The organism is Streptomyces venezuelae (assembly GCF_008642375.1).
Taxonomy (GTDB): Bacteria; Actinomycetota; Actinomycetes; order Streptomycetales; family Streptomycetaceae; genus Streptomyces; species Streptomyces venezuelae_G.
In genome coordinates, this window is record NZ_CP029194.1 from 7,986,958 (window position 1) to 7,997,405 (window position 10,448).

Genomic DNA, 10,448 nt, shown 5'->3' on the forward strand with positions numbered 1-10,448 from the left:
GCGCCGTGGCGCCATGGGCCGGATGGTCCCCTCCCGGTGCGGCCCGTTCGGCCCCGTCGGACAGACCCCTTGGACACTGCGCCACGGGACCTTGCGGGTGAAGAGTGGGTTGTGGACCCGGACCGAGCTCCGTATCCCGATCCGCCCGTCCGCACCGACTCGGGTCCGCGGCGACCGCCCTGGGCCCCGCACACGAGGAGCAGAGAAATGGCCGGAGGCAAGGTGGAACGCAGGCACAGCCTCTTCCCCGATCTCAACGACTGGTTCAACAGGGAGTTCCCAGGGCTGCCCGGGTGGCGACCCGCGACGGCTGCTCACTCCATTCCCGTGGAGGTGACCAGCGGTGACGGCGTGTACGTGCTGCGGGCCGAGCTGCCGGGGATGGGACCGGAAGACGACATCGGCATCACCGTCGACGACAACCTCATCACGGTGAGTGCGGAGCACAGCGAGAGCACGGAGGACAAGGAGCATTCGGAGTTCCGCTACGGATCGTTCCGTAGGACCGTGCGCCTCCCGGCCACGATCCCGGCCGACGACGTCGAGGCGTCGTACACGGACGGCATCCTCACCGTTCGCGTCCCGATGCCCGACGAGAAGACCACCTCTGTCCGGACCATTCCGGTGAAGCGGACCGACAAGCCGGCCGAGGGAGCGGCGTGATGAACGCCAAGCGTGTCCTGGTCGCCTACGGCAGCAAGGCCGGCGCGACCGCCGGCATCGCCGAAGAGATCGGCAAGACGCTCCGGGACGACGGCTTCGACGCTGTCGTCCTGCCGGCCGACACCGTCACCGACGTGAGCGGTTACGACGGAGTCGTCCTCGGCGGAGCCCTCTACGCCGGGCACTGGACCTTCAAGGCGCGGCGGTGTGCCCGGCGCAACGCCGAACAGCTCAGGCACCGGCCTCTCTGGCTGTTCAGCAGCGGTCCGGTCGACAGATCCGCGGAAGAGCACGACATCCCGCCCGTACGAGGAGTCGCCCGGCGGATGAAGAAGCTCGGCGCCCGCGAGCACATGACCTTCGGCGGCGCCGTGACCGCCGAGACGTCCGACCCGGTCGCCCGGCACATGGTGGAACGGGGCAAGGGCGGCGACTTCCGAAATCCGGAACGGATCCGGGCATGGGCCCACCACATCGGCACGGAACTCGACGCCACCCCTTGAACGGGGCCTCTGACAGGCCGGCGAGCCACCTCGACGGGAGGTGCGGCATGCTCCACCACGAGCCGTCGGGGAGCGGGACCACCCCGCCCACGCGACCCGCAAGGCGTGGCGCCCTGGTCTTCGTACTGATGATCGCTCTGATCTGCGGTGCTGTGGCGACCGGGAGCCTGTGGACGGCCGGAGCCAAGGCCGACCGAGAGCGTGCTGTCCACAGTCATCAGGTCACGGCGACGACCACCGGGCCGGCCAAGGACCCACCCGTCGCCACCAGGTTCGGCTCCACGTCGAAGGCCGTCGCACCGGCTGTGTGGGAGCAGCCCGAGCACGTCCGTCGCACCGGCACCATCAACGTTCCGCCGCAGACACCCCAGGGCCGCGCTCTGACGATCTGGGTGGACGACGAAGGAGCCCCGACCCGGCCCCCGGGCGGTGCCGCAGACCGCGCCTTCACCTCCCTCGCGGGCGGTACGGCGGCGGCGGGTGTGGTCGGAGTGACGGGCAGCGCCGTGGTCTTCCTCGTGCGGCGGCGGACCGAAGGGCACCGGCTCGCGGCCTGGGAACGCGAGTGGGAGCAGGTGGAACCCGTATGGTCCGGGCGGCTCCGCCGCGGCAGCGGTGCAGGGGACGGCGATGACTGAGCGTGCCGGCAGCCGTGCGACCCGGCACCGGACCGCTCCCTCCACGGAGGCCTTGCCCTTCGACCCGAGTGAACCGCTGCCCCGGCTGCGTCGTGAACTCGCCACGGGACCGGATGGTCTCTCGGGCCGCGAGGCCGCCCGACGCCTCGCCATCCATGGACCGAACGAGGTGCGGCGCAAGGCGCGCTCCCCCTTCCCACGCGAGCTGGTCGGGCAGCTGATCCACCCCCTGGCCCTGCTGCTGTGGGCTGCCGCCCTTCTTGCCTTCGTCGCGGACCTGGCGGTTCTCGGTTGGGCGATCCTCGCGGTCATCGCCGTCAACGCGGCTTTCGCCCTGCTCCAGGAGCGGCAGGCCGAGCGGGCGGTGGAGACGCTCGCCCGCTATCTCCCCGAGCACGCCCACGCGGTACGTGACGGGCAGCCCCAGGTCGTGGAGGCCCGCGACCTCGTACCGGGCGACCTGATCCTCCTGGAGGAGGGCGACAAGGTCCCCGCCGACGCGCACGTGACCGAGGGCGGGGTCGAGGTCGATCTGTCGATGCTCACGGGAGAGTCCGTGCCGGCTGAACGGATCGCCTCAGCCGGTGTTCTCGGTGCCCCGCTGCTCGAGGAGCCGAACCTCGTCTTCAGCGGGACGACCTGTGTCGAGGGGCAGGCCCGGGCCGTCGTGTTCGCCACAGGCCACCACACCGAACTCGGTCGGATCGCCGCACTCAGCCAGCGGACGCGGCGTGAGACGAGCCCTCTGGAACGGCAGGTCAAGCGGGTCGCGTGGCTCATCGCGGGCTTCGCAACCGGCATGGGCGTCGTGTTTCTCGTCCTCGGGGTGGCGGTCGGACTTCCGGTCACCGACTCCCTGACGTTCGCCATCGGGCTCCTCGTCGCCAACGTCCCCGAGGGACTCCTTCCGACCATCACGCTGGCCCTGGCCGTCGGCGTCCGCGCACTGGCCCGCCGCGGTGCCCTGGTCAAACGGCTCAGCGCTGTGGAGACCCTCGGTTCCACGAGCGTCATCTGCACGGACAAGACCGGCACACTCACCCGCAACACCATGCGCCTCAGGGCGCTGTGGACGGTCGACCACGGGTCGGAGCCGGGCCCCTGGGCAGCGGAGTTGGCGAGGGCGGGTGCCCTGTGCACCACCGTCACGCGAGAAGCCGACGGCGAACTGCACGGTGACCCCACCGAGGCCGCCCTCGTCGCCGGGGCTGCCGACCACGGGGCTCCGGTGGACCTGGCTCGGCGCGACGCGGGACGGCGGGCGCTGTTCCGCTTCGATCCGCGGCTGCGGCTCATGTCGGTCGTGCAGGGCGGGGAGGCGCGGGGCGACGAGATGCGGGGCGGGGAGCCGCGGGGCCCCGCGCGGATCGTGGTCAAGGGAGCGCCCGAGGCGGTGCTGGACCGCCTCCGGCCCGGAACGGGGGCGGACTCGGCCCGGGCGGCGGCTGACGAGCTGGCCCGGGACGGCATGCGGGTTCTGGCCGTCGCCGTGCGCGACCTGCCGAGCGGCGCGGAGCCGCCGTCACGCCGCCAGGACGCGGAGTCGGGGTTGACCCTGCTCGGGCTCGTCGGGCTGTACGACGCGCCGCGCCTTGAGGTGGCGGAGGCCGTACGCCGCTGCCACGAGGCCGGGATCCGGGTACACGTCGTCACGGGCGACAACGGCGCCACCGCCGCGGCCGTCGCCAGGGAAGTCGGCATCGGAGTACCCCGGCTGTACGTGGTCGCGGCGTCCGAGTCGCTGGCCGACGACGAACTGGACCGGCTCCTCGGGGAAGGCGACGCCGAGATCGTCTTCGCCCGCTCCTCGCCCGAGACGAAGCTCAGGGTGGCCGACACCCTGCGGGAACACGGCCGGATCGTCGCCATGACCGGCGACGGTGTCAACGACGCCCCTGCACTGCACCGCGCGCACATCGGGGTGGCCATGGGGCGCTCGGGCACCGACGTGGCCCGCGAGGCCGCCACCATGGTGCTCACCGACGACGACTTCGCCACCATCGTGACCGCGGTCGAGGCCGGGCGCCGCGTCTACGACAACGTACGCAAGTTCATCGTCTACATCTTCGCCCACGCCACTCCGGAGATCGTGCCCTTCCTCGTCTTCGCGCTCTCCGCCGGCACCGTACCGCTCCCCCTCACCGTGCTGCAGATCCTCGCCATCGACCTCGGCACCGAGACACTGCCCGCCCTCGCCCTCGGCCGGGAACGCTCCGAGCCCGGCATCATGCAGCGGCCCCCGCGGCCGCGGCACCAGAGTGTGATCTCCCGCGACATGCTCATACGGAGCTGGGGCTACCTGGGTCTCACGTCGGCGGCTCTCGTCATGGCGGGCTTCTTCTACGTGCTGTGGCGCGCGGGCTGGCAGCCCGGCGACCCCACGGGCACCGGCAGCCCCTTGCACCACGCCTACGTGACGGCCACCACGGCCACCTTCGCCGGCATCGTGACCTGTCAGGTCGGTACGGCGTTCGCGGCCCGCACCGATCACGCGGCATTGCGCGACATCGGAGTGTTCTCGAACCGCCTGCTGCTTGCCGGTATCGCCTTCGAGCTCGCGTTCACGGCCGCTCTCGTCTACGTGCCCCCGCTCCAGGACCTCTTCGGCACAGCCGCGCTTCCCTTGGACGTCGTCCTGCTCATCGCGACCTTCCCGCTCCTGGTGTGGGGCACCGACGAGCTGCGGCGCGCCAGGCGGCGCCGTCAGCGGCCGGCGGCCGTCCCCGGTTCGTGACCGCCCTGGTCGAGGCGGAAGGGCGGGTAGGCGTCCGTCATGAGGCTCGCGTAGGCCGCGACGCGAAGGACCCAGCGGTTCAGTCCGACGATCAGGACGAACAGGTCGCGCGGATAGCGCTCGGTGAAGGCGAGGGCGAAGCCCGCGATGAGTGCGAGCAGGGTGATCAGGCCGCCGCTCCACCAACCTGCGTGCATGCCGCTGGTGAAGAAGGCGATCACGAGGTAGTGCGGGATGGCGAGCAGCCACCACTTGACCAGGACCATCGAGCGTGAGAGCCGCTCCGGGTAGGTGATGTCCAGCCGGGCCGGGTAGTCCGGCTCAGGGCCCAGGCTGAAGGGCGGGTAGCGGTCGGTGCCGAGAGCCCCGTACGAGTAGTACGACACTCGCCAGGACCAGCGGAGCACGCCGAGATTGAAGTCGAAAAGACCTCGTGGGAAGCGCTCGGTGAAGAGGATGGCGAAGAACGCGATCACCGTCACCACGAAGAAGGCGATCCACAGGAAGAACAGCACGATCCAGTGCGGGATCACCAGGATCCACTTGACCAGCCACAGCCAGCGGGACAGCCGGCTGTCGAGCTCGGCGGAGACCGCCACGGGACTGTGCAGGGGGCTGGGGGTGTCCATGATCGTCACTTCCTCGACAGGTCGTCGTCTTCGTACCCGAGTCGGTCGACGACCCCCACGACGCCGTCGACGCTGTTGCAGAGCCTGAGGAGCACCGGGACGAGGCTGCGGCGGCGGACCGTGCCGCTGAGGGTGACCCTGCCGTCCTCGACCTCCACCGAGAGGGCCGACGGGCTCAGCCCCAGCGTGTGGGTGACCACGTCTTCGACGATCTCCTCCTGGATCGCCCGGTCCCGGCGCAGGAAGAGCTGGACGAGGTCGCTCCGGCTGAGCACACCCACGAGGCGCCCGTCGTCGACGACGGGCAGACGCTTGACACCGGCCCGTTCCATCACCCGCGCGGCGCGCACCACGCTCCACTCCGGGCGCGCGACGACGGCGGGGCTGGACATGAGCGCACCCGCCGTGCCGGGCCCGGTCCCGGCTGCACGGCGGCGTACCAGGTCCGCCTCCGAGACCACGCCCAGTGGCCGGTTCGCATCGTCCACCACGCACACCGCGGTGATGTCGAACTCGTCCAGGAGCCGGGCGATCTCCTTGAACGTCGTGTCCGGCACGACGCTGACCGCCGTGGGCGTCATCAGATCCGCGACGCTGCGGTGCCTCATCGCTCGTCACCTTCTCGCGCGTTCGACCGGCGGTCCCCACGTTCAGGATCACCCGCCGCCGCCGTCCTGGGGAGGGCCGTCCGGCCCCTGTGGCTGCCCGTGGTCGTCGGCGTAGGCGACGAAGACCCGATCGGGTCCTCCTCCCGTGCGGAGGAAGCGCTCGTCGAGCACGACGGCCAGGTCTTCCAGTGCCCTGCGGAGTACCGACGCGGAGAGCCTGACGTCCGGGTGGTGCGCCCCGGTGGCTTGGTCCGCGAGCCCGAGGGCGTAGCGGAGCTGCCGGGGCAGGGACGTGTTCTCGTCCCCGTCGTGGAAGTAGTAGGACTCGGCGTACTGCAGGAAGTCGACCGTGACGGTGGAGAGGCCCGAGGCGAGTCCGTCGAGGAGCGCGGCGCCGCCGTCGGAGTCGAGGGCCTGGGCGGTGGCCCGGCTGCGGCGCACGTGAGACAGCCGCAGGGCCAGCGCTCTGCGGCGGGCCAGCGCCGGATAGATGCCGAGGATCCAGGCGACGGTCGCCGACAGCAGGACGAAGCCCACGAGGGCCTCCATGGGGGCGAGTACGCGCAGCCATCCGGAGGCCGGTGCGATGTCGCCGAGGCCGAGCGTGGCCAGGGTGACCAGCGAGATGTAGAGGGCGTCGAGCGGGCCCGCGTGTTCGGACGGGACGAGCCCCGCAGCGTACGAGAACTCCTCCGGCATGTGGGGCCAGTAGATGAGCCCCCATCCCACGGCCACGGTCAGCGCCCACGCGGCGACGACCGTCACCATGCCAAGCGGGCCCGCGAGACCGGCCGACCGCCGGCGCTTGCCGAGGCGCGGGGACAGCCACCACAGAGACACCATCACGAGCCTGCTCAGACCCCCGTGACGGGTCGGGTGCCAAAGGGTGTGGAACACGTCCCGGAGGATGAACAGCACCAGGACAGCGCCCACCGGCGTCGCTAGCCACGTCATCCATGCACCTTTCCCACGAGCGGCGACGGAGTCCCGCCCGCCGGCATCGATCTCAGCCCACTGGCGGCGCCCGCTCGCCCCTTCGGACGCAGCCTCCGCTGTGTGTCCCCGGTGCTACCGTCCGGCTCGCGTCCGCGCCTCCATCCGGTGTCGTACGACGGTCGTCAGAGCCGACAGCCTGGTCGACACGACCGGCACCGGTGGCACAGGGCCCTCGATGCGGCGCGCGGCCTCCGGCAGTGCGGCGAGGTCCGCCTCGAAGCGGGCCCGGGCGGCGGCCAGGGTGTCGGGCGGTTCCGTGCGGAGCCCGCCGCGCATCACCGTCCGCAGCAGTGGCTCCGTGCCCGCGGGCGGCTCCTCGTTCGCCAGGCCGATGACGTCGCGGAGACCGGGGCCGCGGAACACCTGCTTCGGGGCCGGAGCCGTCACCTTCGCCGACGAGAGCTTCATGACGGGGTGGCCGTGGTACTCGACCAGCTTGTACGCCGCGTCCAGATACGGTGCGTCGGCGGCCGTGCCGACCTTCGTCCCCACGGCGAAGACGTCGATGGGTGCCCCGCCCCGTACCAGCGTGTCGACGGCGTACTCGTCGAGGCCGCCGCTCGCGATGATCTGCACGCCTTTCAGCCCCGCCGCGTCGAGTGCGGTACGGGCGCGCCGGGCGAGGGCGCCGAGGTCGCCGCTGTCCAGGCGGATCCCGCACCCCGGGCCGAGGCCCAGGCCGCTGAGGACGCGGGCGGCCGTCGCGACCCCGCGGTCGGTGTCGTACGTGTCGACCAGGAAGGTCACGGGTCCCGGATGGGTTCGGGCGAAGGCACGGAAGGCGTCCTCCTCCGAGGCGAAGGTCTCGACGTAGGAGTGGGCCATGGTGCCGGATGCAGGAATGCCGTACCGGGTCGCGGCGGCGACGTTGCTGGTGCCGGCGAAGCCGACCAGTGCGCAGAGCCGTGCCGCCTGCATGCCGGCCTCGGGTCCGTGGTTCCGGCGCAGGGAGAAGTCCACCAGGGGCCGCCCTGCGGCGGCGAGCACACACCGCGCCGCCTTGGAGGCGACCGCCGTCTGATGGCAGACGAGGGACAGCAGGTAGGTCTCCACGAGCTGGGCCTGCGGCAGGGGCGCGGTGACTTCCAGGAGCGGCTCGCCTGCGAGGACCAGCCGTCCCTCGGGCACGGCGCGGACCCGGCCGTCGAACGACAGGCCGTGCAGCGGTTCCAGGTCCTCGGCCGGACGGTGCAGCGCCTCGCCGAAGTCCAGGATGTCCGAGCGGCCCACGAGGAAGTGGGAAAGGTAGTCGAGGGCCGGTTCGAGTCCCGCCGCGACGAGAAATCCGCGTTCCGGGGGGAGGTCGCGGACGAAGAGACTGAAGGTGGCCGGGGCCCGCATGTCCTCCCGCAGGTACGAGAGCACCATCGTGACCTCGTACAGGTCGGTGCTGGTTACCTGGGACATGCTTCGGGCATGCACGGAGGACCCGTGACCTGCACCGGGACGGCCGGACATGACTATGTCCGGCCTTCGGCGGTGAGCTCGCACCGCACGTCCACCACGCCTTCGACGGCGCGGGCCAGGCGGGCGGCGAGCGGGATGAGCGCGCTGTCGCGGACCTCACCGGACAGCGTCACCACTCCGGCGTCGACACGGACGACGACCCGGTGCTGAGAGAGCGGGAAAAGGTGCTCGACGACGTCGCGGCGCACTTCGGCGGCGAGGTCTTCGTCCGGGCGGAGGAACACCTTGAGGAGGTCGGACCGGCTCACGATCCCCTCGACCGTTCCGTTCGTGTCGACGACCGGCAGCCGCTTGACGTGGTGGGAGGCCATGAGACGGGCGGCCTGGGGCAGGGACGCCTCGGGAGCAACGGTGACGGCGGGCGAGGTCATCAGGTCCTCGGCCCGGCGAGAACCGGCCTTGGCCGTGGCGTCGAGCCGTCGCATCTGTTCGACGAGGCCGAGCCGGTGGTCGTGGAACTCCTCCTTGAGGAGCAGATCGGCCTCGGAGACCACCCCGACGACACGGCCCTCGCCCTCGACGACCGGTACGGCCGTCACCTTCCACCGCTCCATGGCGGCGACGATCTCCTTGAACTCCGCGCCGGGCAGGACGGCGACGACCTTCTTGGTCATCACGTCGGCGACAGTGAACGGCTGAGGGGTCATCGCTCTTTCCTTACCTGAGGGATCGGCGAGCCGGCGCTGCCGCAACGGCTGCGAGTCGGGGCCGGGTCAGCGGACCAGGACGGCCTCCCCGGATCGGGGTACGACGGCCGTCCAGCCCAGTTCGCGGTCGATGCGATCGCGCAGCGCCTCGGACGCCTCCGGCTCGCCGTGGACGAGGTAGGTGGTGTGCGGGGGAGGAGCGCCGCGGAGCCAGTCGACGATCTGGCCGGCGTCGGCATGGGCCGAGAAGTGGGGCACGTCGGCGATCTCGGCCCGTACGGGCACGTACTCGCCGAACATCTTGAGCGCACGGACTCCGTCGACCAGGTCGCGCGCCCGGGTGCCGGCAGCCGCGAAGCCGACCACGACCACGGCGTTGCGCGGATCGGGGAGAAGGCGGTGGAGGTGGTGCAGGACCCGGCCGCCGGTGGCCATGCCGGCCGAGGAGACGATCACGGCGGGCCCGTGCGTGCTGTTGATGTCGATGGACTCCTGAACCGTGCGCGCCGCGAGGAACGGGTCCGGGCTCAGGGCGCCCTCTCCCCGTGCGAGGATCTCGGGCCGCAGCTCGGCGGAGTGCTCGCGTACGGCGTCCTGGTAGACGTCCAGCGCGGCGAGGGCCATGGGGCTGTCCACGTACACGGGGACCGAGCGGGGCAGGACGCCGGTGTCGCGCAGGCGGCCCAGTTCGTGCAGGACGACCTCGGTCCGGTCGATCGCGAAGGCCGGGATGACGACGGTGCCGTTCCGCGCGAGGGTGCGGGCGATGACGGAGGCGAACTCCGACCGGGCCGACTCCTGGTCGTGGTGGCGGTCGCCGTAGGTGGACTCCATGAGGAGTACGTCGGCGCCCGAGAACGGCTCCGGCGGCAGCAGCAGCGGGTGCCCTGGGCGGCCCAGGTCCCCGGAGGTGGCCAGGGTGTGGCCGTCCTCCAGTGTGAGGTGGGCCCATGCAGAGCCGAGGATGTGTCCGCCGTGGTGGAGGGTCAGCCGGGTGCCGGCCATGATCTCCACGTCCTCACCGACGGTCACGGGGTCGAAGAACGTCAGGGTCTTCTCGACGTCCGAGTCGTCGTAGAGCGGCTTGGCCGGGCGGTGTTTGGACCAGCCGTGTTCGTTGGCGTGCCGGGCGGACTCCATCTGGAGCCGCGCGCTGTCGCGCAGCACGATTCCGGCGAGCCGGGCGGTGTGGAGGCTGGTCAGGATCGGCCCCCGGAATCCCTGCCGCACCAGGCGGGGCAGATAGCCGCAATGGTCCAGGTGGGCATGGGTGACGACCACGGCGTCCACGTCCGCGGCGTCGCGGGCGAACCGTTCCCAGTTGCGGTGCCGCAGCTTCGCGAAACCCTGGAAGAGACCGCAGTCGAGGAGGATCCGCGCATGGTCGCTCTCGGCCAGGAACTTGCTGCCGGTGACCGTTCCCACGCCACCCAGGAAGCTGAGCAGGGCCGGCCGCGGGTGCGTGGGAGCGGGATTCGGGGCTGCCTCGGACATGGCCGTCCCTCCTTCGGAACGTGTACCGGTCTCCACCCTCGCATCCCGGCCAGGCCCGCCCTGAGAGTC

At 71.4% G+C, this 10,448-nt stretch carries 10 protein-coding genes; 4 read left to right on the top strand and 6 right to left on the bottom strand.

Going from position 1 to position 10,448, the window contains the following annotated elements; translation table 11 throughout:
* Positions 1-207: 207 nt before the first annotated feature.
* The 4 genes from DEJ46_RS36300 to DEJ46_RS36315 are packed head-to-tail and all read left to right on the top strand — an operon-like array spanning position 208 to position 4,538.
* On the top strand, positions 208-663 hold the full coding sequence (locus DEJ46_RS36300; protein WP_150273255.1) for an Hsp20/alpha crystallin family protein: 456 nt from the start codon (positions 208-210) through the stop codon (positions 661-663).
* Positions 663-1,166, top strand: coding sequence for a flavodoxin domain-containing protein (locus tag DEJ46_RS36305; protein ID WP_150273256.1), 504 nt, complete (start codon positions 663-665; stop codon positions 1,164-1,166). Before DEJ46_RS36300 ends, DEJ46_RS36305 begins: the two co-directional genes overlap by 1 nt.
* Positions 1,167-1,213: 47 nt before the next feature.
* Positions 1,214-1,804 (top strand): hypothetical protein, encoded by a 591-nt coding sequence (locus DEJ46_RS36310; RefSeq protein WP_150273257.1) that lies wholly within the window; start codon positions 1,214-1,216, stop codon positions 1,802-1,804.
* On the top strand, positions 1,797-4,538 hold the full coding sequence (locus tag DEJ46_RS36315; protein ID WP_150273258.1) for a cation-translocating P-type ATPase: 2,742 nt from the start codon (positions 1,797-1,799) through the stop codon (positions 4,536-4,538). Before DEJ46_RS36310 ends, DEJ46_RS36315 begins: the two co-directional genes overlap by 8 nt.
* Here the strand turns inward: DEJ46_RS36315 and DEJ46_RS36320 are convergent.
* The 6 genes from DEJ46_RS36320 to DEJ46_RS36345 form a co-directional block, all read right to left on the bottom strand.
* Complete coding sequence (locus DEJ46_RS36320) at positions 4,508-5,167, bottom strand: DUF4389 domain-containing protein (protein WP_150273259.1); 660 nt, start codon at positions 5,165-5,167, stop codon at positions 4,508-4,510. The genes DEJ46_RS36315 and DEJ46_RS36320 overlap by 31 nt on opposite strands.
* A 5-nt stretch (positions 5,168-5,172) precedes the next feature.
* Entirely contained in the window at positions 5,173-5,775 is a 603-nt protein-coding gene (locus DEJ46_RS36325; RefSeq protein WP_150273260.1) for a CBS domain-containing protein, read from the bottom strand.
* A 48-nt stretch (positions 5,776-5,823) separates the two neighbouring features.
* Positions 5,824-6,729 carry a potassium channel family protein gene (locus DEJ46_RS36330; RefSeq protein WP_150273261.1) on the bottom strand — a complete coding sequence of 302 codons (906 nt, stop codon included), beginning with the start codon at positions 6,727-6,729 and terminating at the stop codon, positions 5,824-5,826.
* 114 nt (positions 6,730-6,843) lie between these two features.
* Entirely contained in the window at positions 6,844-8,178 is a 1,335-nt protein-coding gene (locus tag DEJ46_RS36335; protein ID WP_150273262.1) for a nicotinate phosphoribosyltransferase, read from the bottom strand.
* Between the two features lie 53 nt (positions 8,179-8,231).
* Entirely contained in the window at positions 8,232-8,885 is a 654-nt protein-coding gene (locus DEJ46_RS36340) for a CBS domain-containing protein (RefSeq protein ID WP_150273268.1), read from the bottom strand.
* Between the two features lie 66 nt (positions 8,886-8,951).
* Positions 8,952-10,379: an MBL fold metallo-hydrolase RNA specificity domain-containing protein gene (locus DEJ46_RS36345; protein WP_150273269.1), complete on the bottom strand. Its 1,428-nt coding sequence runs from the start codon at positions 10,377-10,379 to the stop codon at positions 8,952-8,954.
* Between the last annotated feature and the right edge of the window lie 69 nt (positions 10,380-10,448).

Excerpts from the sequence above, each read along its gene's own strand:
- DEJ46_RS36300 (WP_150273255.1), top strand. The coding sequence starts at position 208 with ATGGCCGGAGGCAAGGTGGAACGCAGGCACAGCCTCTTCCCCGATCTC.
- DEJ46_RS36305 (WP_150273256.1), top strand. The coding sequence starts at position 663 with ATGAACGCCAAGCGTGTCCTGGTCGCCTACGGCAGCAAGGCCGGCGCG.
- DEJ46_RS36310 (WP_150273257.1), top strand. The coding sequence starts at position 1,214 with ATGCTCCACCACGAGCCGTCGGGGAGCGGGACCACCCCGCCCACGCGA.
- DEJ46_RS36315 (WP_150273258.1), top strand. The coding sequence starts at position 1,797 with ATGACTGAGCGTGCCGGCAGCCGTGCGACCCGGCACCGGACCGCTCCC.
- DEJ46_RS36320 (WP_150273259.1), bottom strand. The coding sequence starts at position 5,167 with ATGGACACCCCCAGCCCCCTGCACAGTCCCGTGGCGGTCTCCGCCGAG.
- DEJ46_RS36325 (WP_150273260.1), bottom strand. The coding sequence starts at position 5,775 with ATGAGGCACCGCAGCGTCGCGGATCTGATGACGCCCACGGCGGTCAGC.
- DEJ46_RS36330 (WP_150273261.1), bottom strand. The coding sequence starts at position 6,729 with ATGACGTGGCTAGCGACGCCGGTGGGCGCTGTCCTGGTGCTGTTCATC.
- DEJ46_RS36335 (WP_150273262.1), bottom strand. The coding sequence starts at position 8,178 with ATGTCCCAGGTAACCAGCACCGACCTGTACGAGGTCACGATGGTGCTC.
- DEJ46_RS36340 (WP_150273268.1), bottom strand. The coding sequence starts at position 8,885 with ATGACCCCTCAGCCGTTCACTGTCGCCGACGTGATGACCAAGAAGGTC.
- DEJ46_RS36345 (WP_150273269.1), bottom strand. The coding sequence starts at position 10,379 with ATGTCCGAGGCAGCCCCGAATCCCGCTCCCACGCACCCGCGGCCGGCC.